General features: G+C 47.9%; 27 protein-coding genes and 1 riboswitch. Of the genes, 20 read left to right on the forward strand and 7 right to left on the reverse strand.

Features of this window, described 5'->3' with window-relative positions:
* Nucleotides 1-69 precede the first annotated feature (69 nt).
* Both PAHA3_RS24725 and PAHA3_RS24730 read right to left on the reverse strand, forming a co-directional pair.
* On the reverse strand, nt 70-438 hold the full coding sequence (locus PAHA3_RS24725; RefSeq protein WP_062837324.1) for a hypothetical protein: 369 nt from the start codon (nt 436-438) through the stop codon (nt 70-72).
* 94 nt (nt 439-532) lie between these two features.
* The gene (locus tag PAHA3_RS24730; protein WP_062837325.1) at nt 533-3112 is read right to left on the reverse strand and encodes a UvrD-helicase domain-containing protein; all 2580 of its coding nucleotides are present in this window, start codon (nt 3110-3112) and stop codon (nt 533-535) included.
* A gap of 349 nt (nt 3113-3461) precedes the next feature.
* Here PAHA3_RS24730 and PAHA3_RS24735 point away from each other — a divergent pair, with 349 nt between their 5' ends.
* Nucleotides 3462-4277, forward strand: a complete 816-nt coding sequence (locus PAHA3_RS24735; protein WP_062837326.1) for a zinc ribbon domain-containing protein — start codon at nt 3462-3464, stop codon at nt 4275-4277.
* Between the two features lie 73 nt (nt 4278-4350).
* Nucleotides 4351-5157, forward strand: coding sequence for a TrmB family transcriptional regulator (locus tag PAHA3_RS24740; RefSeq protein WP_062837327.1), 807 nt, complete (start codon nt 4351-4353; stop codon nt 5155-5157).
* Nucleotides 5158-5424: 267 nt separating this feature from the next.
* On the opposite strand, the gene PAHA3_RS24745 is transcribed toward PAHA3_RS24740, so the two are convergent.
* Nucleotides 5425-6063, reverse strand: coding sequence for an NUDIX hydrolase (locus PAHA3_RS24745; protein ID WP_062837328.1), 639 nt, complete (start codon nt 6061-6063; stop codon nt 5425-5427).
* Between the two features lie 79 nt (nt 6064-6142).
* Here PAHA3_RS24745 and PAHA3_RS24750 point away from each other — a divergent pair, with 79 nt between their 5' ends.
* Entirely contained in the window at nt 6143-6445 is a 303-nt protein-coding gene (locus tag PAHA3_RS24750; protein ID WP_056695593.1) for a hypothetical protein, read from the forward strand.
* Nucleotides 6446-6690: 245 nt separating this feature from the next.
* Here PAHA3_RS24750 and mscL read toward each other — a convergent pair whose 3' ends face one another.
* The gene (mscL, locus tag PAHA3_RS24755; RefSeq protein ID WP_062837329.1) at nt 6691-7185 is read right to left on the reverse strand and encodes a large conductance mechanosensitive channel protein MscL; all 495 of its coding nucleotides are present in this window, start codon (nt 7183-7185) and stop codon (nt 6691-6693) included.
* A gap of 266 nt (nt 7186-7451) precedes the next feature.
* A riboswitch (purine riboswitch) is annotated at nt 7452-7551 on the forward strand.
* Between the two features lie 300 nt (nt 7552-7851).
* On the opposite strand from mscL, the gene PAHA3_RS24760 reads away from it, so the two are divergent.
* Nucleotides 7852-8439, forward strand: coding sequence for a xanthine phosphoribosyltransferase (locus PAHA3_RS24760; protein ID WP_036613196.1), 588 nt, complete (start codon nt 7852-7854; stop codon nt 8437-8439).
* A 1-nt stretch (nt 8440) separates the two neighbouring features.
* Nucleotides 8441-9802 (forward strand): nucleobase:cation symporter-2 family protein, encoded by a 1362-nt coding sequence (locus PAHA3_RS24765; protein WP_062837330.1) that lies wholly within the window; start codon nt 8441-8443, stop codon nt 9800-9802.
* A gap of 260 nt (nt 9803-10062) precedes the next feature.
* Here the strand turns inward: PAHA3_RS24765 and PAHA3_RS24770 are convergent, their stop codons facing one another.
* Entirely contained in the window at nt 10063-10401 is a 339-nt protein-coding gene (locus tag PAHA3_RS24770) for a DUF4870 domain-containing protein (RefSeq protein ID WP_062837331.1), read from the reverse strand.
* 96 nt (nt 10402-10497) lie between these two features.
* The gene (locus tag PAHA3_RS24775; RefSeq protein WP_062837332.1) at nt 10498-10773 is read right to left on the reverse strand and encodes a hypothetical protein; all 276 of its coding nucleotides are present in this window, start codon (nt 10771-10773) and stop codon (nt 10498-10500) included.
* Nucleotides 10774-11172: 399 nt separating this feature from the next.
* Between PAHA3_RS24775 and PAHA3_RS24780 the strand changes: the two genes are divergently transcribed.
* The 9 genes from PAHA3_RS24780 to PAHA3_RS24820 all read left to right on the forward strand — a co-directional run bounded on the left by PAHA3_RS24780 (nt 11173) and on the right by PAHA3_RS24820 (nt 18821).
* On the forward strand, nt 11173-11361 hold the full coding sequence (locus tag PAHA3_RS24780) for a hypothetical protein (RefSeq protein ID WP_017690840.1): 189 nt from the start codon (nt 11173-11175) through the stop codon (nt 11359-11361).
* A gap of 133 nt (nt 11362-11494) precedes the next feature.
* Nucleotides 11495-12256, forward strand: coding sequence for a type I methionyl aminopeptidase (gene map, locus PAHA3_RS24785; RefSeq protein WP_062837333.1), 762 nt, complete (start codon nt 11495-11497; stop codon nt 12254-12256).
* A 597-nt stretch (nt 12257-12853) separates the two neighbouring features.
* Nucleotides 12854-13906, forward strand: a complete 1053-nt coding sequence (gene coxB / locus PAHA3_RS24790; protein WP_062837334.1) for a cytochrome c oxidase subunit II — start codon at nt 12854-12856, stop codon at nt 13904-13906.
* A 71-nt stretch (nt 13907-13977) separates the two neighbouring features.
* The gene (gene ctaD, locus PAHA3_RS24795; protein WP_371327960.1) at nt 13978-15828 is read left to right on the forward strand and encodes a cytochrome c oxidase subunit I; all 1851 of its coding nucleotides are present in this window, start codon (nt 13978-13980) and stop codon (nt 15826-15828) included.
* Nucleotides 15825-16451 carry a cytochrome c oxidase subunit 3 gene (locus tag PAHA3_RS24800; RefSeq protein ID WP_062837336.1) on the forward strand — a complete coding sequence of 209 codons (627 nt, stop codon included), beginning with the start codon at nt 15825-15827 and terminating at the stop codon, nt 16449-16451. Before ctaD ends, PAHA3_RS24800 begins: the two co-directional genes overlap by 4 nt.
* Before the next feature lie 3 nt (nt 16452-16454).
* Complete coding sequence (locus PAHA3_RS24805; protein WP_062837337.1) at nt 16455-16775, forward strand: cytochrome C oxidase subunit IV family protein; 321 nt, start codon at nt 16455-16457, stop codon at nt 16773-16775.
* Nucleotides 16776-16883: 108 nt separating this feature from the next.
* Complete coding sequence (gene ctaG, locus PAHA3_RS24810; RefSeq protein WP_062837338.1) at nt 16884-17807, forward strand: cytochrome c oxidase assembly factor CtaG; 924 nt, start codon at nt 16884-16886, stop codon at nt 17805-17807.
* Nucleotides 17808-17842: 35 nt separating this feature from the next.
* On the forward strand, nt 17843-18307 hold the full coding sequence (locus PAHA3_RS24815; protein WP_062837339.1) for a DUF420 domain-containing protein: 465 nt from the start codon (nt 17843-17845) through the stop codon (nt 18305-18307).
* Nucleotides 18308-18449: 142 nt separating this feature from the next.
* Nucleotides 18450-18821 (forward strand): hypothetical protein, encoded by a 372-nt coding sequence (locus PAHA3_RS24820; RefSeq protein ID WP_062837340.1) that lies wholly within the window; start codon nt 18450-18452, stop codon nt 18819-18821.
* Between the two features lie 109 nt (nt 18822-18930).
* Here the strand turns inward: PAHA3_RS24820 and PAHA3_RS24825 are convergent, their stop codons facing one another.
* The gene (locus PAHA3_RS24825; RefSeq protein WP_062837341.1) at nt 18931-19260 is read right to left on the reverse strand and encodes a hypothetical protein; all 330 of its coding nucleotides are present in this window, start codon (nt 19258-19260) and stop codon (nt 18931-18933) included.
* Nucleotides 19261-19468: 208 nt separating this feature from the next.
* On the opposite strand from PAHA3_RS24825, the gene PAHA3_RS24830 reads away from it, so the two are divergent.
* From PAHA3_RS24830 to PAHA3_RS24855, 6 genes are all read left to right on the forward strand, one after another.
* Entirely contained in the window at nt 19469-20182 is a 714-nt protein-coding gene (locus PAHA3_RS24830) for a hypothetical protein (RefSeq protein WP_076332753.1), read from the forward strand.
* A gap of 89 nt (nt 20183-20271) precedes the next feature.
* The gene (locus PAHA3_RS24835; RefSeq protein ID WP_062837362.1) at nt 20272-20661 is read left to right on the forward strand and encodes a GntR family transcriptional regulator; all 390 of its coding nucleotides are present in this window, start codon (nt 20272-20274) and stop codon (nt 20659-20661) included.
* 15 nt (nt 20662-20676) lie between these two features.
* Complete coding sequence (locus PAHA3_RS24840) at nt 20677-21573, forward strand: ATP-binding cassette domain-containing protein (protein ID WP_062837343.1); 897 nt, start codon at nt 20677-20679, stop codon at nt 21571-21573.
* 20 nt (nt 21574-21593) lie between these two features.
* Entirely contained in the window at nt 21594-22496 is a 903-nt protein-coding gene (locus tag PAHA3_RS24845; RefSeq protein WP_062837363.1) for an ABC transporter ATP-binding protein, read from the forward strand.
* The gene (locus PAHA3_RS24850; RefSeq protein WP_062837344.1) at nt 22489-23784 is read left to right on the forward strand and encodes an ABC transporter permease; all 1296 of its coding nucleotides are present in this window, start codon (nt 22489-22491) and stop codon (nt 23782-23784) included. The genes PAHA3_RS24845 and PAHA3_RS24850 overlap by 8 nt, the downstream gene beginning before the upstream one ends.
* Nucleotides 23785-23953: 169 nt before the next feature.
* Nucleotides 23954-25174, forward strand: coding sequence for a TraB/GumN family protein (locus PAHA3_RS24855; RefSeq protein WP_062837345.1), 1221 nt, complete (start codon nt 23954-23956; stop codon nt 25172-25174).
* The last annotated feature ends 550 nt before the right edge of the window (nt 25175-25724 follow it).

A 25724-nucleotide genomic window follows, 5' to 3' on the forward strand; every position in this document is an offset into this window, starting at 1 on the left:
ACTTCCATTTCTCCTTAACCCGGCTTTGTTGCCCGAATCCATCGGAGAGGAAGTCTTTTTGGCATCCTGTCATTTATTCAGTGGTGAATTCTCATACCCAGGGTCATCGTAATCCGTATCCTGCAGTCTTGGAAGCACGTTCATGCTTTCAATTGCCTGCCGGGTGTCCGGCGTGCCATGGTCATACAGAAAGGTGTACAGCAAGGTCATGCCATCCGAAAATTGCTCTGTCGCCTCATCGTGGTCTGCTGATTTGTAGGGTACGGGAGCTCGTTGCAAAGTATAGGCATCGTCATCCTCCAGCACCTTCATCAGATCCTTCAATCGGCCCAACTGCCCGTCATCCACCAACACTTCAAAGGGTGTAGATTCGTTCTTTGTTCGTTCAATAAGATTATGAGTTACCGATACATACAGATGTTGTTTGCCCTCCTGCATAATCCAACCTCCATTCTGAAATGGAAAAAAGACGCTTCTACTGTTAATAAACAGCAAAAAGCGCCCTGAAACGAGCAACTATGCTCGTGTTATTTTATTTCCCAAATCTCCCCGTTACGGGAACTTGGCGGGTACCTGCCTCCATCGATCCTGAACATAGTGGACAGGCGGGAGGGCCCGATGATGCCTTCTTGGTTGCTTTTGAAGGCACAGCCGGCTTCTGTCTTAGCCACGCTTTGCAGGTAGACGAGCTGCATTTCCAGACCGCAACAGTCTCCGTACGCTCAGCATTACCTGAACCTGAAGTGTGCGACTGTAAACTGGAGGAAGTCCCAGCTGTCGGACTCACACCTGTGGTGCTGAATGCCTTATGATTGCGGATTTCACCACTCCCACGTCGTTCACCGAGGCGGTCCTCGTCACGTTCGTTGTGGACCTCGAAGTCACGGCGGTCACTATGGCTAATTGCACGACGCTGTGCTACATCCCGACCTTCGGAACGGGCACCCGAGCCCGAGCGGGCATACGATCCATTGCCTTTGCCATATGAAGCCTGACCGCTCGTCCGGCTCTCCTCACGAGGTTTGCGCTTGTCCGGTACTTCCATGCCGAAGGCTTCAAGCAGGAAGCGGGACACATCCGCTGGCTTTCCGTGATGGCTTGCCGGCGAAGTAACATACAAGTACTGCTTGGCCCGTGTGATGGCAACGTAGGCGAGCCTGCGTTCTTCCTCCAGCGCCATGTCCAGCTCGGCATCTGTCTGCTGCACAGCAAGCGCAGCTTTCTGATCCTCAGGAATATCCTGGCGCAGTGCTGTACTGTGAGGCACAATGCCTTCACTGGCTCCGATCCAGTATACACAAGGGAACTCCAAACCTTTGGCCCGGTGGATCGTCATCAGTTGTACTGCGTCACTATCCTGCGCACGGCGCAAAGATTCCATCTCCCGGTGTCTACGGGAGAGCTCATCCGCGAATTGGATGAACTCTTCCACCGTTTCGAATTTTTTGACGGCAGCTTCGAATTCATCGAGGGTTTCCAGCATCGTTTCCTTATAATGGGTGAAGATGCTGGGATCACCACTTTCCATATACTTGTCGTAGAACTGCCTGCGCATCTCCTGAATGGCGATGATGGGTTTTAGTTTGTGCAGTGATTTGATCAGCTTGATGCGTTCTTTGACCTGTTCCTGCTGGAACGGTTTCAGCTTGTCCCATTTCACCAGATGGATAAGCGGATATTTCTTCGCCTGTTGTTGTTCACAGCGCTGAATCCATTCCAGGCCAGCATCCCGTGATACATAGAGCGGTCCCAATGCACTGGGGAGAGCATCCATGGCACGTGGATCAAGGGACAGACGCAGATGATCCATCAGGGGTCTGATGAGAGACTGGTCATAGAACACCGGAGAAGCACCATGCTGTACAAAAGGTACATCTTTCAACACAAGCTGCTCAAATACAGCCCGGCTGCTGCTTGCTGTCCGGTGCAGAATCGCAATATCACGATAAGTGTGTTGCCCTTCTTCAACCTGTTGGCAGAGCTGGTTTACGACCCACGCCGCTTCTTCCTCCGCATTGGAAGGCGTAGCGAAGCGCGGCGCATCTCCACGGTTTCCGGCGGCGCGCAGACGTTTGTCACGTCTGCGTTTATTGCGGGCGACCAATTCACTCCCGAGTCCCAGAATGCGTGCATCACTGCGATAATTGATATCCAGCGTCACGATGCGTGCACCGGGGTATACTTTATCGAATTCCAAAATCGATTCCTGGCGTGCGCCATTAAAGGTATAGATCGTCTGGTCATCGTCTCCCACAACCATCAGGTTGCGGTGGGCGGAAGCCAGTTTTTGTACAATTTCATATTGCAGATGGTTGGTATCCTGGAACTCATCGACCATAATGTACTGGAAACGCTTTTGAAGCGGACCCAGAACAGCAGGATCACGAAGCAGCGCGGCTGCCCGTAGCAAAATATCATCAAAATCCATTTTGCCCCGATCCTGTTTCCAGGCTTCGTAACCTAGCAGGACACGCTTGGCGTCGCGTTCTTCCTGTGACTTTTCAGGCAGGTCGGTGGTTTCTGATCCTTGCATCTTCCACGCGGACAGCATGGCCAGCAGACTTTCAGGCTGGAAGGCTTCACTCATGCCATTTTGACGAAGAAGCATCTTCAGTACGGTGTGCTGAGCACGCGACTCGCCAAAGATCTCTTCCTGCACACCGTAATGACGCAGCAATGTCAGCGCAAAAGAGTGGAAGGTGCGAGCCTGTACGGCTCTCGCGGCTGCCGGGCGTATACCTGGCAATGCGGCGATTCGGTCTTTCATCTCGGTGGCGGCCTTGTTGGTGAACGTCACCAGCAGGATACTACCCGCATGTACGCCACTGACCTCTATGAGGTAGCCGGCTCTTGCAGCCAGCACAGTCGTTTTGCCACAGCCAGCTCCGGCGAGCGTCAGAATAGGTCCTCTGCCGTGACGGACTGCCGAAATTTGTGGTGCATTTAGCTTGATGCCCGCCTCTTCCAGAGAACGAAAATAAAAGGCATCCTGTTGATCATTGCCCACGAGTTGCCGACTGGTCTCCAGCGGAGCAGACGGGGACTGGGGCAGGGACGCCGCCGGGGTAACCCCGAGCGGACGGGGGTAGAACGTTGAGTTCGGACTTAACATGTTTCATCCACCTCTGTATGCATTCAGGGATAGGACTATCCCGGTTAAAAGTAAACCATTTGCCCTTTTCACAATCGCATTGTAAATTGGTATGATAGAGTTAGTCGCCTAAACAGGCGGTTAAGTATGGCCAAAGCTTCATTATACCCGAACATATGGTCTTGACGAAAGCCCCCGATTTCATCCAGTATCGGTATAAAACGGGCACCAGCACGAGATTACGCAACTTTTTGGCATGATATCGTATAAGTTATATGCCTGAGCATTTTGCATGAAGGATGTAATATGCTAATTTACTACTAAATAGAAATGATAATATTGGTTTTGACGGGACAGAGGAGGAATGGTCATGAAACTGCTTCAGCGCATCAAAGACGGAGCGAACAAAGCAACAGAGCGTGCCCAGCACGCCGTTGAAATTGGGAAATTGAACAACCAGATTGTGGGCTTGCAACAGGAACAGGAAGTCCATTTTACAGATATGGGTCGCATCTTCTATGAGGGTTATCGGGCACAGGATATGACGCGTGCGGAAAAAGAGATGGTGGATCTGTCGCAGCTTTGCGACGAATTGCAGGACGAGATTGATGGTCTGCGCAACAAGATTGCACAGCTTAAGAACGAACGGTTGTGCGAGTGTGGACATGTCGCTTCCCTGGATGCCAACTTCTGCCCTAAATGCGGACGCAAGTTGGGCGAGTTCAAGACACCAGCACCTACAGTAGGAGCTACAGGATTCGCAGGAGCCACCACAGCCGCGAGACAGGAGGCAGCTGTAGCTCAGACCCAAACTCCGGAGCCGGACTTCTACGATGCGCCACCTGAATTGGAACTGGAGGAAGATGAGCCGTATCACACGGTCATTCCGTCCATAGCCGATCTGGAGACCGAATCGGAATATAACAGTACCGAGTTTACCCAAGAAGAAAAGGAAGCGTTCGATGCGGAATGGGAACGTCGCAGAGATGAAGAGATGCAACGTGAACGTGAGCGTCAGCAGGAGCTGGACGAACGCATCCGCTACTGGAAAGAAAATAACCCGATCGTGAATACGGTGGACGTACAGACCGAAGTGTCACGCGAAATGGTGAATTGTCAGATTTGTGCAGCCGAGCTGCCCAAAGGGTCGAAGTGGTGTCCGCGCTGTGGTGCCGAACAGATCTGATCTGATGCAGTAGAAGCACTGCCGCATCAGTGTGAGGCAGTGTGGGTTGCTGACAGCATGGGGGGACGGGAATATGGACCAACTGCTGCATCATTTGCGTCATCTCGGGTTTACCGAGATGGAATCTAAAATTATGGTGGAACTCGCTCGTCAGGGATCAGCCTCAGGATATGAGGTTGCGAAGCGGCTGGGCGTGTCCCGTTCCAATGTATATGCGACCCTGCAACGGCTGGAACAGCGTGGGTTCTTGCGGTGTAGTCCGGGGGAGCCTGCGAAGTATAGTGTGCTGAAGCCTGAGGAGATGACACGCATGATCTCTGATCAGATGCGTACCTCTCTGGATTATGTCCAGAGCAGCATGCCCAAGAGCGAACCGGAGAAACCTGTCTTCTATAACATTGAAGGTGACAAAAATGTGTTTGAGAATCTGAGCCGTGAATTGGCCGAGGCTCAGCATGAGATCGTCGTAGACGTTTGGCGTGAGGAGGCAGAGCTGCTGCGTAATGACTTACAGCAGGCTGAGGCTCGCGGTGTGCGGCTGTTATGGTCGTGTGATGGCGGCGAAGGCATGCTCGATCAGCCTGTTCCTTTGCCGGGATTGCCTTTGTATGGCACAGGTAATGGTCGGAAATTTTCCTTGGTGGTGGATCGCCGCTGGTGCATGCTTGGCATGCGCGGTGAATCCTGTGCCACACAGGCAGTGGTGACGGAGCATCCGGTAATGACTGGACTGCTGCTGAATCATTTTGCTCAAGAGCTGGTGTTGTACGAACTGGAACAGGATATGGGTGAGGAACTGGAGTCCCGCTACGGGCACCGGTACGAAGATCTCTCTGCACGTTACTGGTCTTCTCCTTCAGGAGAGGAAGACAAGAACTAGGCAGATCGGCGACTTAACCACTTCTGATGAAGTGAACACTTCAGCACATAATATTTTTCTTTGATGAAATGAATATGTGTACATAAAGCAGGCGCTGCCTTGAGGCAGACGCCTGTTTGTGCTGATTTGAGATATGACAGTGATGTTCGTCACAGCATCTGTTTCCAGTCAAGTCGATAGTAAAGGTATGAAGTTATGCTATTTTTGAGAAAATGAAGCTATGAACATTCGATTGAACGGGATCGGGTTAATCAGGATTGTACATGATCAGTCTTTGGGCACGTGATACAGAGCTTCCAGCACGTCCATATAATAAGCTGTGCCGTGGGGTACGAAATCCGTTGCCCGAATCTCGCGAACGATACGTTCCGGTTCAGTCAACGGCTGAGTCTGAACTCCGGTAGCTTGAATGACGTCGATCTCACTACGGAACAAGGCGAGCAGATCATCCAGCGGCACTTCATACAGGCTATCTACCTCGCTGGGCTGTAGAACGTAGGCTTCGAGCGGTTGATTCAGACATAATCCATAGACCGCGCTGAATTCCCGATCTACAAATGGCACACCACGCACCTCGCCTTGGAGTTGCTGTGTAGCCGTGAGTAGATAGGTTAGTGCCTCAAATGGAGCATTCACACCCAATTCTTCCTCCAGCTCACGACTTGCGTCTTGCAGTTGCTCACCAGCGGTGAGATGACCTGCTGCTGTGATGTCATAACATCCGGGGAAGGTATCCTTAATATCACGCCGCCGCTGAAAAAGAACGAGTCGCTGCTCGCCTTCGTCACGCACGATCCAGCAGTGGAATGAACGGTGCCAATATCCTTTGGCATGGACCTCGCTGCGTAGTGAAGTGCCGATCCAATTTTGCTTATCGTCATAAATGTCGAAACGTTCTGGGGTCATGAAACGTATCTCCTTATATAGCAGTTTTTAAAGTTCAAAATTTCACAAAGTATGTTTTACACGAAAGGGGAACGATCGTATGGAATGCATTGTACACTTTCAGGTGATTTATCCGCAACCTCAGGAACGTAAAAGTCTTAGAGGACTTATATTTGTAGGGCAAGGTCAGGAACCGGCTAACAGTCAGTTAACCACTATGTTTAAGGATATGGGATTCAATGTACGTTTGGAAGATGAGGCCCAGTTGTTGTTCAAGCCGGTGGATGCTTCGGCTAACTTTGAATATATTCGCGTGACGGAGCTTGATACCGGGGAAGAAGTTTACAAGGAAGATAAGGATCTGAAGTCGATCCTGGAGCATTTGCTGCCACGTCGTTTCTAGTTCATGAGCGTGAGTGCAAATGAAATTCATGGGGGAGCACATATAATACATGTATGTTAGGCACAAAAAAGGCCCCACCTTTACGGTGGAACCCTTCAAACCTTTAAGCTACGCAACGAATTGTTAATGAAGCCCATATGGCTAGCTTTTCATACATAAACCTTAGCAAGTGAGCGGTTGAACCCCCGCATCAGGATTTATTTATTCGTAATTCAACACGGTGAGTCTTTGAACGCTCATTGTGGTTACGCCGGAGCGCCGCTTCCTTCTGCTTCAAGCTCTGAAGTACAGTGCGAGCAGCGAGTAGCTGCAGCCGGAATTTCAGATAGGCAATACTTGCAAGCCTTGGTCGTTTTTTTCGGCTCGGGCTTTTTGTGTTCTTTGCTTTTCAGATAGTTGATACCCTTCACGAGCATGAAGATACAGAACGCAACGATGAGAAAATCAATCATGACGTTGATGAACTGTCCGTAAGCAATCACCGTAGCGCCAGCTTCATTCGCTTGAGCAAGTGTGGTGATGTCCTGTCCGTTTGCTGTTTTGATATCCCCGTCCAGGTTGATGATTTTCTGGCTGAAGTCGATTCCGCCCATCAGTTTTCCAACTGGAGGCATAATGATATCATTCACAAGGGACGTGACGATTTTACCAAAAGCAGCCCCAATAATGACACCAACCGCCAGATCGATGACGTTGCCGCGGACGGCAAACTCTTTGAATTCTTTAAGTACGCCTTTCATGTCTGCATATCTCCTTTGATTATTTCATAATATAGGCCGCGTCTCCATGCATTCTCCGTTCAGATCCGCGCTTCCGTTCTCATATTGTACATAAAAAACACATTCCAATCACCCCTTGTTTGCAAATTAAGACAAGTTTCCGCAACTTCCATGAAAATACTTCTTTATTTCACGCCGCCGATTGGGTATACTTCTAACATTGTCAGTTATGTTTAACCATTTACATTCAGGTTCGCGATCATACATTGTAACGAATCATGGAGCCAAAAATTAAATATGCCGTTACTCGTATATGTGCAGGAATAGGCCTGCATGTCTCTACCCGATCACCGGAATGATCGGACTACGGGAAAGATGTTGCAATATTTTGTGTGATTGGAATGAGATCATCCCCAGACAGTTTGACTGAAGAGCAGGTTCAGATAGCTTGGATCTGTTTCTGATTAGACTGTTTGGAGTTTCTCGCGTCAGGAGTGATCTCCTGTCTTTCTGTTCTTCCATTACACTTGCAGCGTCCATACGGCTTGTCCATATACGTACAAGTCCGTCTTTCCCGTCTCCGGTTATTCCGCAGCGTGTGAAAAGGCGGGCTTTTTGTTTTTTTACTGTGATACTGGAGGGGCATGTTGGCATCTGTGCGGAGGGCATTCAGGGGGAAGAAATGCAATGCAATTGTTAAAAGACAAGGTAAGACAGGAAGGTATTGTCCTGTCCGAGCAAGTACTCAAAGTGGATTCATTCCTGAATCACCAGATGGACCCGGTTCTGATGAAAGAAGTGGGTAAGGAATTCATTCGCCGCTTTGAAGGAGAGAACATCACACGTGTATTGACGATTGAATCGTCAGGGATCGCACCGGGCATCATGACCGCGTTGGAACTGAACGTGCCGCTGATTTTTGCACGGAAGCAGAAGTCCCTTACCCTGACGGAAGACATTCTGGTGGAGAAAGTATACTCCTTCACGAAGCAAGAGACGAATGAAATTACTGTTGCCAAGAAGTTCATGAAGCCTGGCGATCGCGTGCTGATCATTGATGATTTTCTGGCGAATGGTGAAGCAGCATTTGGTCTGGCGCGCATAGTGGAGCAGGTTGGAGCAGAAGTGGTTGGTATCGGTATCGTGATTGAAAAAGCATTCCAGCCGGGAGGTCGCTTGCTGAAAGAAGCGGGATACCGTGTGGAATCGCTGGTTCGCATCGGGGCACTGTCGGATGGACAGGTTACCTTTGCGGACGAGGAGGGCACGAATTAATATGGCACGCGAACGTATTTTTCAGCGGCATCGGCATCCGATCAAAACCTTCTCACTTGGACTACAGCACGTTCTTGCGATGTATGCAGGAGCTGTCGTCGTTCCACTGATCGTCAGTAACGCATTGGGCTTTACACAGGAACAATTAACTTATCTGATCGCTATTGACTTGCTCGCCTGCGGTGTGGCTACACTCCTTCAGGTATGGGGAAATAAATACTTCGGCGTAGGATTGCCGGTCATGCTCGGTTGTGCGTTCCAAGCAGTTTCTCCGATGATCCTCATCGGTATGAACAGTGGGGTATCTGCCATCTACGGAGCAATTATTGCCTCAGGGCTGTTCGTGTTGATCTTCTCTGGTCTCTTCGGGAAGCTCATTCGGCTTTTCCCTCCTGTAGTAACGGGTTCCGTTGTGACTATTATTGGTCTGACTCTGATTCCAGTTGCTTTCCACGATCTAGGAGGCGGCCAAGGCCAACCGGACTTTGGTAGCGGAACGAATCTGTTGCTTGGATTCGGTGTACTGCTCTTTATCATCCTGATGACACGTTTCACAACTGGATTCATCCGTTCCATCTCGGTACTGATAGGACTGCTTGCAGGAACGATAGCAGCAGGATTCATGGGTAAAGTAAAATTTGCTCCAATTCTTGAGGCAAGTTGGTTCCATGTTGTTCAGCCGTTTTACTTCGGTAGACCGACGTTTGAGATTGTACCAATTCTGACGATGATCCTGGTGGCGATTGTCAGCGTGGCCGAGTCCACAGGTGTATTTATGGCTCTGGGCAAAATCCTGGACAAGGACCTGTCCTCCAAGGATCTGGCCCGTGGTTATCGTGCGGAAGGTTTGGCTATTGTATTAGGCGGTATTTTCAACTCGTTCCCATATACAACGTATTCGCAAAATGTAGGACTTGTACAGATGACACGTGTGAAGACGCGTGATGTCATTGTTGTAGCTGGTGGAATCCTGGTGGTCATCGGATTTGTACCGAAGATTGCGGCACTGGCACAGCTCGTTCCAACAGCAGTTCTTGGCGGAGCCATGGTGGCCTTGTTTGGCATGGTGGTATCATCCGGTATTCGAATCATCGGTAGTCAGGTCGATCTGAACCGTCATGAAAATTTGTTTGTCATTGCTTGTTCTGTAGGTATGGGCCTGGGTGTTACTGTTGTGCCTGAGTTGTTCGCTGGTGCACCGGACTGGGCTCAGATTATGCTCGGTAACGGCATCATTGCAGGTAGCTTCACGGCGATCTTCATGAACCTGCTGTTTAATGGTCTTGGCACCAAGGAAACGGCTGCCAAGATGGCTGAACAACAGGCAGATGCCATCCTTGGAGAGACGGGCAAATCGGCTTAATTAGCCAACGTAGGCTAGATTTATCATCCAGCATGATTGTTATGTTAACTCTTCTGAATAGATGCTTAACAGGATGAATATTCAAGCGGATTAATACATGATGATATAGAGCATGAATGGTTTACGACATACATCATTTATGTTATGAATATTTCAATTACATTAAAGTAAGAGGGCATTCCTCTAAATCATAATTAAAAGACGATCCAAACCCGGTTGAAGGGGAGGATCGTCTTTTCTTTTAATCAAGTCTCCTAAAGTTACAGATGTCGCATCTGTTTCTCTGCAAAATCGCCAACCCACGGTAGCTTCAACCATTTTCCCTGCAGGCTGGTGACGACCATGATGAGCCAGACCACCACACCGAGCAGGGATAACAGCGATGCCACCAGGGGTCCAAACAACGGAAGAAATGCCGACAAGACATGCCCGACCATAATGATGCCAAAGACCGTTACGGATTGCAGCGCATGGAATAACACGAACCGACTCCGCTTCTCTACAGCGAGAAAGACAATCCCGCCCACAAAGGTGAACAGATAACAGAGCATACCGGCAATATTTTCATCCAGACCGCTAGACGATTTCATGGGGGACATCCGGTCCAGCCTCCTTTGTCCTTTTTAACTAGGCTATGAAGGAGTTGGACAGAACTGAACCGGTGAATTTATTTGCTGATTAAACGAACGAAATCCTTATCCTCCCTCGATCTGTCTGCGAGGGTTTGTGATCTTGCCAATTTTATCGGTGTCGTTTTCTTTGGGCACCAAACGTTCATCGGTACGTCCTTCATGGTGATTATCATATGCATATTCCGTCAGTTTCCATTCCGACTTGCCGAGAACCGGATCAGCCGGGAAGTGTTGCCCCCGATGCAGATGTTCCTCACGTCCGGCTTCGTTGATGTAGACTCCATCTACTTCCACCTTTTCATGCGAAAGGGGCAGCATATCCTGTTCTTTGCGTTCCATGAAACGGCGCCTCCTTTGGATACCAGTAATTTAACTATATGGGTTGTCCGTGATAATATCCCCCGAATAGTTCAGTGTTATGCTGGATATATTAATTCCGTATAGAATGACGGCAATCATAACTTATGATTCGGAATTAAACTTTTTGGGCATGAAAACCGTTATATTTATTAGAGGAAATCGTCAAGTCGTAAGATACTTCCGAATATGCTACAATAAGATTATGATTCATTCCGAATCATATCGGGTATTTATAGTGTCAGGTACTTGCTTTCTAGCGAGGTTCCCGACCTAAAGCTTGCTTTAAGCCGCGCACACAACTTCATGGATGGCATTTAAGACTTATTCGGCATTCTCTAAACGGAGCATTCACTTTCAACGTTTTGGGAGGGAATTACAATGGCAACGAAAGGTCACAATGAGGTCAAAGAAAGTTTGAGGGAAATGACTCGGATTTTCCGTCCTAAGGATCCAAAAAAATTCGTGAAGGAGTACGTGAGAAAATACCGGATTACGGGTGGATATGAGGAAGAATTGACTTCTGTGGTTGAGCATGAGCTTGTCAAGATGGATTCTTCCGTGTCCTGAAACAACACACAACTCTGATTATACTGTTCCGATAATGAATAGAACCGTCTCTCGGGCGTTAAGCTCCGGCAGGCGGTTTTTTTTGCGTTCCTGCTGCATATATATGGGAGTACACCTATAGCGGGAAGGATGAATGCATGTGGACCCTATACTGAAAACCAAAGAAGAGATTGGCTACATGCGGGAAGCAGGACGAATTTTGTGGAGCTGTCACCAGCATATTGAGCAGTGGATGGTCCCTGGGATCACGACAGCAGAGATCAACGAGCGGGTGGAAGAGTTTCTCGCAGAACATGGGGCTACACCGGAGCAGAAAGGGTACAAAGGGTATCCTTACGCGACTTGTGCCTCCATCAATGAAGTGGTCTGCCACGGATTTCCGGGTGATGAGATTCTGGCGAGCGGAGATGTGGTGACCATCGATATGGTGGTAAACAAAGACGGCTGGCTTGCTGACTCGGCCTGGACATATGGAATTGATGAACCAAGCAGATCCGTTCGCAAGCTGATGAGACGTACAGAGAAGGCGCTTGAGCGGGCCATTGCACAGGCAGTTCCAGGCAACACGCTCGGAGATATTGGAAGTGCCATTGAACGAACGGCAAGACTCTATCGATACGGCATTGTGAAGCCGCTCATCGGTCATGGGATTGGTCAGTATATACATGAACCGCCGAATGTACTGCCTTATGGCAAACGCAGAACGGGCATGATGCTCACCGAGGGCATGGTTATTACCATTGAACCGATCTTTACAAAAGGCAGTTCAGGAGCCGTTGTATGGGATGAGGATGGATGGACGGTGAGGACGGTGGATGGCAGCTGGGGTGTTCAGTATGAGCATACGGTTGCCATAACCGGAGACGGCCCTCTAATTCTGACCAACGGTACGTAAGATGAAGTGCGCGAAGCAGATAAGCTGATCGAGCTACAATTCGAGAGTTGGGATTCAAAAAATCTCAGAATTCTTCAAATGCTCCATGCTGTTTGAGTTTGAATAAAGCAGTATGGAGCGGAATGTATGCCTTCCAGGTGAATATGGAAGATGTTATCCATAAAATCGGATCTTTCTTTTGCATAATCCCGCATGTTTTCAATGTGAGAAAAATCGCCAATAAATCAAGTTTCATCACCGAAATTTGGCAAAAATTTTCAAATGTAGAGAGTAATATTTTTAACTGAAATCGTTTACAAATCAAGTTACAGAGCGGTTTTTTACATAAAGTGAACAATTTGTGAACATGTGTCCAAAGATTGACAAAATCATACCCTCAACTTATATTTAATAAGTGATTGAAGCATATAGAATGAATTGGAAGAATGCGCAGACATGCCCTGAGCAGGAAATGACGGGAGTACTGGAAGCGTTATTTTTGTAAGCGTTCTGTATGACGAAGAGGATTATGCGTATCGTGCTGAAACGTACCTTTTGTTGCCTTTCTACCGAACGACAACGGTAATCTACGAAAACGTAAAAAAGTGGGGTAGATCAATGATGAAACAGTGGCAGGTTGCAAAGCGAATTCTCCCCTTGCTGGCGGTGTTCTCTTTGCTGCTATCCGCATGCGGGCGGGAAGACTTGTCGGTAATGAAACCTCAGGGTCCTGTGGCGCAAGGCCAATATGATCTGATGAAGCTGTCCATCGCGATTATGATCGTGGTGCTCATCATTGTATTCGCCATAGCGGCCTATGTCCTGATCCGGTTTCGCAGACGGGCCGGGCAGACTGAGATGCCCGAACAGGTTGAAGGGAATTTCAAGCTGGAAGTAATATGGACAGCCATTCCGTTATTGCTGGTTATTGTGCTGGCAGTACCGACGGTACAAACGATTTTTGCCCAAGGTGAAGATCTGTCCAATGACAAAAACGCACTTAAGGTCCAAGTCACCTCGCATCAGTACTGGTGGGAATTCACTTATCCTCAATATGACGTAACCACCGCTCAAGATCTCATCATCCCGACCGGAACCAAAATCGCATTCGAATTGAAGACCGCTGACGTGCTTCACTCCTTCTGGGTGCCGTCACTTGCGGGCAAAATGGACACAAACCCGGATGGAACGCTTAACAAGTTTAGTTTCTCCGCGCCAAATGAAGGCGTTTACCGCGGTAAATGTGCCGAGTTATGCGGCAGATCGCATGCTTTCATGGAATTTAAGGTAAAAGCGGTGAGTCAGGAATCCTTTGACAGATGGGTGAATCAAATGAAAGCACCCGCAGTCCTTCCTGAAGATGCTCAATTGGCCGAAAAATTCAAAACAAATTGCCTTTCTTGCCACGCTGTTGGCGACCAAGGTGGACCTGTTGCACCTGACCTGACGGGAATCGGCGGCAAAGAATCTGTCGCAGGCATTCTGCTGAATTATCGTGAGGGACAGGAAGAAGGAAACCCGGTACTGGATAACATGAAAGAATGGCTCCATGATCCACAATCCGTGAAGCCGGGCAATACCATGCCGAATCCCAAAGATCTTGGGTTGACGGATGAAGAAATCGACGGAATTGCCGAATATCTGGCCAACTACAAATTGGACTATGAATAGAACAGCAAGGACGAAGAAGGGGGTACACAACCTTGGCTCATGCGCATAGCGTCAAGAGGTACAGGGGCTTGATGGATTGGATCACCACCGTCGATCACAAAAAAATCGCCATTCTCTATTTGGTTGCAGGTGGATTTTTCTTTGGAATCGGCGGCATTGAAGCCATTTTGATTCGGATTCAACTCATGAAGCCGATGAATGATTTTGTATCGGCACAGGTCTTTAACGAATTGATTACCATGCACGGAACAACGATGATTTTCCTTGGTGTCATGCCACTTATATTTGCCATTATGAATGCTGTCGTGCCTTTGCAGATCGGGGCGCGGGATGTGGCTTTCCCGTTTCTTAACGCGCTGGGTTTCTGGACGTTCCTGTTTGGGGGATTGTTGCTGAACCTGAGCTGGGTTATGGGCGGGGCACCGGATGCGGGTTGGACCTCATATACGCCGCTTTCGGGCAGTGAATATAGTGGAACGCATGGTGTGGATTTCTACACCATCGGTCTCCAGATCGCAGGTCTGGGAACACTGATCGGGGGCATTAACTTTCTCGCAACGATTATTACCATGCGTGCTCCAGGCATGTCTTACATGCGGATGCCGATGTTTACATGGACGACATTTATTACATCTGCCATTATCCTTTTTGCTTTTCCTGCCATCACGGTAGGGCTTGTACTTTTAACGTTTGATCGTATTCTGGGAGCGAATTTCTTCGATGTCGCAGGTGGCGGTAATCCGGTACTCTGGCAGCACATCTTCTGGATCTTCGGGCACCCGGAAGTATACATTCTGATTTTGCCGGCATTTGGTATCATCTCGGAGGTTATTCCGACCTTCTCGCGTAAGCGGTTGTTTGGATACAGCTCCATGGTATTTGCCACCATCCTGATTGCCTTCCTGGGCTTCATGGTATGGGCGCATCACATGTTTACAACAGGTTTGGGTAATGTAGCCAACGCGCTTTTCTCCATCTCCACGATGTTGATTGCCGTACCAACCGGGATCAAAATCTTTAACTGGCTCTTTACGATGTGGGGTGGACAGATCCGCTTTACGGCGGCAAATCTGTTTGCGGTTGGATTCGTTCCAACCTTCGTTATGGGTGGTGTTACAGGCGTCATGCTGGCATCTGCTCCGGCGGATTTCCAGTTCCATGATACGTACTTTGTTGTGGCCCACTTTCACTACGTTATTGTAGGGGGACTGGTGCTCGGATTGTTCTCGGGACTGCATTACTGGTGGCCGAAGATGTTCGGACGTATTCTGAGCGAAACACTGGGTAAATGGACATTCTGGACATTTATGATCGGTTTCCAATTAACGTTCTTTGTACAGCATTTCCTCGGTCTGATGGGGATGCAGCGCCGGATCGTTACATACTTACCGAATCAGGACTTTGACCTGCTCAATCTGGTCAGCTCTGTCGGTGCGTTTCTGATGGGTGTTGGGGTTATCATGTTCCTCGTGAACATCGTGATCACAACAAGAAAACCGGCTGGTGCGCCGAACGATCCGTGGGAAGACGGACGTACACTGGAATGGTCCATTCCTTCCCCGCCACCGGAATATAACTTCAAGCAGACTCCACTGGTACGCGGAATCGATGCGTATTGGAAGGAAAAGATGGCAGGACATACAGAGATGACACCGGCAGAACCCGTAGGTTCGATTCATATGCCTTCAGCAACGCCGTTGCCGTTTGTAATGTCTGTAGGTATCTTTATCGCAGGACTCGGCTTGATGTTTAGCAAGGATGATTTCGGCAATGCGTTTATGAACGGATTATTCAACAATTATATTGTGGTTATTATTGGACTCGTAATCACATTTGGCGCAATGGCACTTCGTTCACTTTATGATGATCATGGCTGGCATATTGAACCGGAGGATCAGGATGAGAAGGGGGCTAGAACATGACAACCTCACATGCCGAACCGGTGAACGACAAATTGCCGCATGAACCGGAGAAAGCAACGCTGGAAGGACGTAACAAGCTTATCGCCTTCTGGTTGTTCCTTGGCGGCGAGACGGTACTGTTCGGTACACTCTTTGCTACCTTCCTGGCTCTTCGTGGTCAAACCAATGATGGACCTACGGCGAATGAATTGTTCCACCTGCCACTGGTGGCCGCTGCAACGTTTATACTCCTGGTCAGTAGTTTGACGAGTGTATTTGCGATTCAGGCCATGCATAAGGGCAAGCGAGATGCACTAGCGTTGTGGCTAGGCATCACGGTGTTACTGGGTATGGGATTTCTCGCACTGGAAATATACGAGTTCTATGAGTATGTGAAACATAAAGAGTTCGGTATGACCACGAGTGCATTCAGTTCAGCATTTTATACACTGGTCGGGTTCCACGGAGCCCACGTTGCTTTCGGTATTGTGTGGATCGGAATCATTATCGGGCAGCTGTTCAAAAAAGGATTGACGGTCGTAACTGCACCTAAAGTATACGTCTCCGCAATGTACTGGCACTTTATTGACGTGGTCTGGGTGTTCATCTTTACGGTCGTGTACCTGCTCGGAAAGGTGGGGTAACACATGTCGGCACAGGATAAGACAGATGAACAGCCTGTGAAACACCGTCACCGGACGGAAGGGCCACAGAAACACGTCGTGGTGTTTATCTTCTCCATTATTCTTACGCTGATTGCGTTTGCGGCTGCTTCTGCCGGAGGGGTCAACACAACCTTTACGATTATTATTTTGCTCGTTATGGCTATTCTTCAGGTATTCGTTCAATTGGGTTACTGGATGCACATGAAGGATAAAGGGCATCTGATGCCGATCCTGTTCATGGCCTTTGGATTTTTCGTAGCCTTTACGTGCATTATTATGGCACTGTATTGGGTCTGGTGGTAAAAGAGATGGCGGCGGCGCATTGCCGCCGTCTTTTCCCCTTTTTGGCGAAAGGATCTTCTCAAAGGAATACTGGCAACAATCAAATTAGGTCACGGGGAGGTTTCCCGTATGCTCGGGTTGCAATACTTTAGCTTCAACGACTTATGGAGTCCGCTTATATTGGCGTTATTTCTGATCATTGCTGCAGCCTATTTGGTGCTTGTCGGACCGTTAAGCGAGCAAATAAAGGATGCAGAGCCAGCGACTGCTGCACAGAAAATCATGTTTATTACGGGATTGTTCGTCCTGTATCTGGCTCAAGCAGGGCCCTTTAATTTGCTCGGTCACGTGATGTTTAGCTTCCACATGGTAAGCATGGCGTTCTCCTATCTGGTAGCCCCGCCGCTGATGATGAAAGGATTGCCGATCTGGGTATGGCGCAAAATCGTACGTTGGTTGCCTACACGCCAGCTATCGTTCCTGGCTCATCCGATCGTTGCGGCAGTACTCTTTAACGGACTGTTCTCGCTGTATCATCTGCCAATTGTACATGATTACGTGATGTTGAATTTTACCGTTCACCGGTTGTATTATATTGCCCTGTTTATCACCTCCATGCTGATGTGGTGGACATTGCTGAATCCATTGCCAGAAGGCAGACAAGCATCGGGGTTATCCAAGATCGGTTTTATTTTCTTGAATATGGTACTGCTTACGCCTGCGTGTGGCTTGATTATCTTTGCGTCCGAGCCATTGTATCAGACGTACAGCAACCCTGCAGTATGGGCTGAAGCGATGAGGTATTGTGTGTCTGGAGATTCTACAGCGTTACTTCGCTCATTTGGTGGTCCGGCCTTCTTCAACTTTTTGTCTTCCGCGAAGGAAGATCAGCAGGTTGGTGGCATTGTGATGAAGTTTATTCAGGAGGGGATCTTTGCCTCCATGCTGGCCTATGTATTTTTCCAATGGTATCGGAAAGAGAAACAGGAAGATGATGATGATTCGTATCCCGCAGGGGGTACAGGAGGGCCGCTTAATCCGGCTGCCAAATAATGAAGTCAATGTTCTAACAAGAGGGGGAACACACGATGGATATGTATTTTTTGCTACCCACGATCAGCACTTCGTTCATTGTGATTAGTGCAGTATTGGTGGGGATCGGATGGGCACTGATTATTCGAGGCAAACGTGAGGCACACCAGACCGCTATGGTAGCGGGAGCGATTGCGGCTCTGATCTTCTTTGTGATCTATATGTCCCGAACGGTGTTCGTGGGCAATACGGCTTGGGGCGGGGACCCGGATCTGGAGATCTTTTACCGGATATTTCTGATCTTTCATATTATCCTGGCTACCGTGGCTGCGGTATTCGGCATCTCCACACTGGTGCTGGGATTCAAAAAGAAGTTCGGAACGCATCGCCGCTGGGGCAAGTTCACGTCCATGATCTGGTTCGGCTCAGCACTGACAGGTGTTATCGTGTATGTCCTGTTGTATCTGTTATATCCTGGTGGTCATACACGTCCGGTATGGGAAGCTATCCTCGGCGTATAAAAGTAGAGGGATAACATCCGGCTACCCGGGCGTGCGTCACTATGTCCTTCTGAAAATATGAAAATGGACGAATCTAGCAGATGATTCGTCCACGCTTCCTCTCTCATCCATTCATAGAATGAGTTCGAGAGGGGGAAACAAAATGAAAAAAACAGTCAACGTCAGTCAAACGTATCCGCGTCTTACCGTGTATTCAGAAGAGAACTACAGAGGGAGAAGCCGCATCTATCGTGGCAACACAGGTCTTCGTAACCTGGACAATATTTTGGACGGGGTAGAGAGCCTGCGCTTTTTCTCAACAAGTTCCAATGCAACACTGGTTGTGTTTACGCGGCCTAACTTTCAGGGTGGATTCCGTGTCTTCCGAGGCAACACCAACTTGAGAGATTTGGATGATCTGATCCGTGGCAATGACGTGGAATCCCTGATCTCTACGAATGAGCGGCTGACTCTGGCCGAGATTCGTGCGATCCGTAGCAACCGCAGTCTGCCTAGCGGCTATAACCTCGTATAATCGCAAGGCCTCTTCTTCTAACAGGTGCTAGAGAACGGCAAAGGGCTGTACCCGAATTGTGTTTACACAATAATGGGTACAGCCTTCTTTTGTGATTAGGGAATAGGGTTTAATCCCCGCCACCTCCACTGTCTCCGCCACCACTATCCCCACTGCTGTCATTGCTGCTACCATTGTCGCTGTTGTGATGAGAATGTGTGCCTGATGAAGAATCCGAATCATGGTATTTTTGATCCGGTGTGTGTCTGGAATGTCGATCATAGGAGTCATCTCCTGTAATGACCGGATATCCCGAAGCAGAGTCCGTATAACCATTGTTACGACGGATGCGGTGTCTGCCTTTCTTAGCAGAATGACGATGAGGTTCATCCCGGAGGATCAACCAGATGACGACGATAAGGAAAAGGAGAACAAACCCGAGCTCGACCAGCCAATCCATAGCTGTAACCTTCCTTTCATTAATTCGTTACTATAATCATTTTAACGTAAATTCGAACTATGTCCCATCCCGTCTTCCTGATTCAGGAAAATTAGGGGTTGACGGGATGAGAAATCGGTCTGTATACTGTGTATATTGATATATACAGTAAACACAGTGAACACCATAAGCAAGATGAGTGGATGACAGGTGAAAGGCAGGCGTGCATATGAACGAATGGAAGCAGGCGTGGTGGTTGACCCGCAGCCAGATGCATAAGGATAAGCTCCAATGGCTATGGTCTGCATTATTCATGATATACACTGGCAGCATGAGCGGTGTGATGTTATTAGGACAACAACAGACAGATTTCATTAATCCTGTAGTGGATGCCTTCTTTTTGATCATGTTGCCATTTCAAGGGTTCATGTTCTGCAGGCGCTCCTTCCGTTACATACAGGAGGATTCCTATACGCAGATGCTGGCCTACTATCGCAGAATTCCCATCCCGGAACAAGCGGTGATGTGGTCCAGGTTACAGCAGTCTCTGATGGCGTTTGCTTACAATGGTATCTTTTTCTACGGATCGTTATATGTAGTTAACCTGCATGCCGAAGGATTCCGATGGGATCAATATCTGGCCTTTAGCCTTACCTGTACGGGTTATGGACTTGTGGTAACAGGATTGTATATTTACGGAGAGTTTCTAAACAGTGGCAAGAAATACTTGGTTCTTAGTATGCTTTTTATACCAATCGCGATTGGCCTATCCTTGCTGATTCGAATGTCAGACAGTTACGGATTGCGAATGGTAATGGATGCAAGTAAATCATGGGGGCTGCTCTCCCCGATCATGTGGATTGCTCTGATAGCTGGCGTAGCTGGATTATGGCTGTTTAGTCGCTTGACGTTGAAGAAGTTGGTTCTTCGGGATTTGAATTAAAATGAGAGTTGAGCTTATGTACGAATACAGGATGAAACCGGCACGGTCAGCTAACAGCCTGGAGTGTACCGGAGGGCGAGGTGCAAGATGTGAAAATACCCATTCAAATTAATGAAAATAGCGCTGAACCTTTATACCACCAAATTGAAAATCAGTTAAGATCATTAATTATTACGGGTCAGTTGGGGGAGGGAACACATTTGCCGTCCATTCGTGAGTTCGCCGGAGCGCTGAATTGCAGTGTCATTACGGTTAGACGGGTCTATCAGGATCTGGAGAATGAAGGCCTGCTTCGTACGAAGCAGGGGACAGGTACATTTGTGGCCCAGGTAGAAGCCGGCGACAGAGAAAATTATAGATTGAAGGCCGCACAGGAAGCGATGCAGGCAGCGGTGCAATCCGGGAAATCGGTAGGGTGCACGGAAGACGAGATGGAGAGCCTGTTCCGGGAAGTCCTGAAGACTATTTACGCGAAGTAAGGGAGTGATGCATACATGGAACCCATAGCAATCCAGTTGAACGGCGTATCCAAAATGCGAAAACGCAGAGTTATTGGCCCGATTGATCTTTCCATCCCGGAAGGGTATGTAGTCGCTATTCTCGGTCATAACGGTTCAGGTAAAAGTACACTTCTTAACATGCTGCAGCAAGTAGTGCTGCCAGATGCCGGACAGATTATATGGTTTGGGAAGGAACATGAGGGGCCGCTCCCCGTTGAACTGAGACAACAGATTGGTTTTGTGGCTGACAACGCTGGTTCGGAAGAGAACCGGATAACAGCACAGGAAGCAGCCCTTTTTCGCTCCTACTGGTACCCGCGTTGGGATATGAAGTTGTTCGACCAACTGATTCATGATATGGAAGTACCTGTTGATGTGAAGTTGAACAAGATGTCCAAGGGAGAACGGCGAAAGTTTGAGATTGCAGCTGCAATTGCAGCTCGCCCAAGATTATTACTTTTGGATGAGCCGTCATCAGGACTGGACCCCTTTGCCTGGAAAGTGATGGTTGAGCAGTTCCGTACCTTCATGGCTGGGGGAGACACCACGATTCTGATTGCCACACATATTGCGGACGAAGTCAAAAGGCTTGCGGATTACATCGTATTGATGCACCGTGGTCAGTCACTGGGGATGGCCGAAAAAGATATGGTGCTCGATCAATGGAAAGAAGTCTGGTATGAAGGAGATTTAAGGCCAGAGAGTATCCCAGGTGTTGTGGAATCTTCTTTGGAAGAGGGAGGTCTGGTTCGCGTCATTACAACTCGAGTCAGCGAAGCGCAGGAAAGGCTGGAGTTGTCCAGTAACCGAGTATTGAAAATCCGTAACCTGGAATTGGATGAAGTGCTGGCGTTCTGGATTGCCGGGTATGCACCCGTACAGTGGAAATAACCGAAGGGAGACGATAAATGATGAACCGATTGGAATTGAAGCAAGTCGTCAAGCAATATGCAGACAAAACAGCCGTTAATGGAGTCACGCTCAATGTAAAAGAGGGGGAGATTTACGGACTGCTCGGAGCCAATGGTGCAGGTAAAACGACAACAATGCGCATGGTGCTCGGACTGATTCATCCTGACGGAGGCAATATCCTGTACAACGGCAAGCCGTACAATACGGAGCTGCAACAGATTATGGGTTATCTTCCGGAAGAACGCGGATTGTACCCGAAGGTGAAAGTCAGCGAACAGATTAATTACCTGGCACGGCTTCGTGGCATGAATGGCAAGGATGCAGACCAGAGCCTCAAGTACTGGCTGAACCGGTTTGAGGTACCTGAGTATTACGATAAGAAGATTGAGGAGTTATCCAAAGGTAATCAGCAGAAAATGGGCTTTATCGCAGCCGTAGTGCATAGACCGCAGATTCTCATTCTGGATGAAGCGTTCAGTGGGCTGGATCCTGTGAACGTGGAATTACTCAAGTCCACCGTCAAGGAATTGCGTGACGAAGGCACGGCCATTCTGTTCTCAACACACCGTATGGAGCATGTTGAAGAGTTGTGTCGTCAGATCACCATTCTGCATCGTTCCAACACTGTAGTACAAGGAGAGATCAAGGAGATCAAGAGCCGGTATCCGCGTGAACAGGTGTTCCTGGGTACGACTGGAAATGTGGAAGGGCTCGAACAATTGTCTGGAGTGAAAAAAGTTGAGCGGAATGAGCGTGGGTACCTGATACATATTAGTCAGGTGGAAGCGGCTCAAGAGATTTTGAGAACAGCTATGACCCAGACGACAGTGGAACACTTTGAACTCAAGGAACCAACGCTTAACCAAATCTTTATTCGTGAGGTAGGTGAGTCGAATGAATAAAATGGGAACGATTACGGGTTTTACATTTAAAAACAAAGTTAAAACGAAATCATTCATGGTGACGACCATTGTACTTGCACTTTTAATTTCAATCGGACTCAATGTTCCGTATTTCATTACCTTATTCAACGGGGGTTCCATTGGCGGAGCTTCAAGCAGTAATCCTGTAAATATTGGTCTTCTGAGTACAGGGCAGCCTGAAGTTTCCGAGAAACTGGAGAGCTTCTCTGCGGCTCAAGGAGATCAGGCCTATCGATTCATCACCAGTGGCGACAAAGATGAGGCTGCTCTTGCGGCAGATGTGGAAGCAGGGCTTACCGATGGCTATCTGAAGTTTGAAGCCGTTGCCGGGCAAGAGTTCCCGCAGCCGATTCTCTATTCAGCAGAAGACGTATCACCTCAGATCATCGCATCTATTGAAGCTGCGTTGCAGAGTGTGAAGCTGGATGTGGTTGTGAAGGATGTGCTCACAGCGGAGCAGAAGGAACTGATTACAACACCTGTGAAGCTCACCGAGCAAAGCTTGAGTACAGATGAGAGCGGAGCAGGTACTGAGTCTGAAGGTGCAATGAGCCCGATTAACTATATTGTGGTGTACTTGCTGATTATCCTGCTGTTCACCTCGACTATGATGACAGGCAACATGATTGCCTCTGAGATCACAGCAGAGAAGAGTTCGCGTATTATGGAGATTCTGATTACGAGTGTATCACCGCTCAGTCAGATGTTTGGTAAAATCATCGGTATTTTCATGGTGGGGATGCTGCAAATTGGGATCTTCGGAGCAGTGGTTGCCGGGAATATCTTGCTGCCGCATAACCGTGCAGTATTAGGTGATTTCAATATGAGTCTGAGTGATGTGAATATTGCGGTTATTGTGTACGGACTCATATTTTACATTCTGGGCTACTTCCTGTATGCGGTGTTGTTCGCTGCTATCGGTTCAATGGTAAGCCGTACTGAAGAACTCGGTCAGGCTGTGCTGCCGATTACGATGTTGTCGCTCGTTTCCTTCTATATTGCGATCTTCAGTATTTCTACACCAAACATTCTCTTGTTGAAAATCGCAAGCTTCATTCCATTCACGTCGCCGACCGCGATTCTGGTACGAATCGGCGCAGGAGTTGCGCCAACTTGGGAGATTCTAACGTCCTTAGCAATTCTGATCGTATCCATTATCATCTTCGGATGGCTTGCAGCGAAAATTTATCGCACAGGTGTGCTGATGTACGGTAAACGCCCAACCTTTAAAGAGTTATTTAAGGCTATGAAAGCTTATAAGATCTAAGATAGATGGTGCTATGGTGTGTGTCTAACTAATGAGAGTAATGAAGGGAGAACGTGCTGCTCCGTTTTGGAGTGGCACCAATTCCCACTTTTATCCGTAGTATCTAAGGATGTCTATTCTATTAAAAATTTTGATAGGCAACAATATTCAATAAAGGAGATTACATAATATGAAAAATTGGAAACGCATGCTCTTATCACTTACCATCTCGGTAGGTTTGCTCGCGTCTGCAGTACCAGCTATGGCTGCTCCACAAGAAACATCCGTCAAGGTTAATGATCAAGCTGTGAAATATGCCACAGGAGCACCCATCTTAGATAAAGGCACAACACTTGTTCCATTGCGCACAACGTTGGATGCTATGGATGTAAAGTTGACCACTGCTAAAGATGATACGATCACAGCTGTGGTAGATGGCAAAACGATTACACTTAAAAGCAAGTTAACACGCATTGATGGTGTAACGTATGCGCCAATCCGCATTGTTGGTGATGCAGCAGGTTATGAAGTCCGCTGGGATGCTACAACGCGTACAGTACTATTGGTATCTAAAGGTGGAGCAACCGAAACTGCTCAAACTGGTGGACGTGGCTTCATGTGGGAAGTTGAAAGCAATGGGAATACGATCTATCTGGTAGGTTCAATGCATATTGCTGATGAAAGCTTCTACCCGCTTCGTCCGGAGTTTGAAGAGGCATTTGCTGAAGCTGATTATCTCGGGGTAGAGATTGACATTAGCAAAGCCGCTGATGAAGAGCAGCAGAAGTTGGTTCTGAGTCTGGGTTCGTATCAAGATGGAACAACACTGAAAGACCACATTTCTAGTGATACGTATACTAAGCTGGGTGATGTATTGAAGAAAAATGGTCTGGAGCCTAATGCATTGGACGCATTCAAACCTTGGGTTGTAGAGACCACACTTGCAAGCCTGAAGTCGGCAACTGCTGGATACGAGGCATCGGCAGGAGTGGATCTGTATTTCATCCAGAAGGCGATCGAGCGCAAACTCCCAGTAATTGAACTGGAGACTTATCAATCTCAACTTGGCATGTTTAACGACTTTTCCAAAGAGTTACAAGAGGAAACACTGAAAGCGACAATCGAAAACTTCGACGTGTTGGATAACAGTGTGAAAGAAATGGCTGAGATGTGGAAAACGGGTAATGACGAGCAACTGCTTGAACTGACTAACAGCTTCTCCACTAACGAAGAATACAACAAAGCAATGCTGGTTGATCGTAATATCGGTATGGCGGATAAAATCGATGGCTACCTGAAAAACGGCAAAGGTGAGGAGTATTTCATTGTTGTCGGCGCGGCACACTACCTGGGCGATCACGGCATCGTGAAACTGCTTGAGGATAAAGGATATAAAGTAGAACGTAAATAAATATAGATTACTATAGAAGGTAACCCTTTCGTCTCGAATAAGAGTTGAGAGGGTTACCTTCTTATATTATAGAAGAAAGACGGATTAAGTAGAGATGATTAAGCTAAAGGAAACTACAATGTAAACTAAGATTTCATCCTAGATTCATGGTCGTTAATACAGTTGAAATGTGGATTTTATATTTTAAATAATTAACTCTTTACAAGTGCTTGTTCTGCGTGGTATATTATTTATCCGGCCAAGAAAACACAAGATACACGGTGCGCAAGCGAATGAAATAAGCTTCGAAAGAAACTTAAAAAAAGAGCTTGCAAAGTTGGTTCGGACATGATAATATATAAGAGTTGCTGAAGAGAACAACATTCGGTAACGAAACAAGTTTGATCTTTGAAAACTGAACAACGAGTGAGTAAATATTCTGCTTGCAGAATGAACGCGAAAGTTGAGACGAACCTTGGCTTGAATCGACTGGAGCACAAATGAGATGTTTAATCTCGTCAGATTCAAAATGAGCTTATCGCTCTTTTCAATACTTTATTGGAGAGTTTGA

Source organism: Paenibacillus amylolyticus (assembly GCF_001570725.1).
In the GTDB taxonomy this organism is placed as follows: Bacteria; Bacillota; Bacilli; order Paenibacillales; family Paenibacillaceae; genus Paenibacillus; species Paenibacillus amylolyticus_A.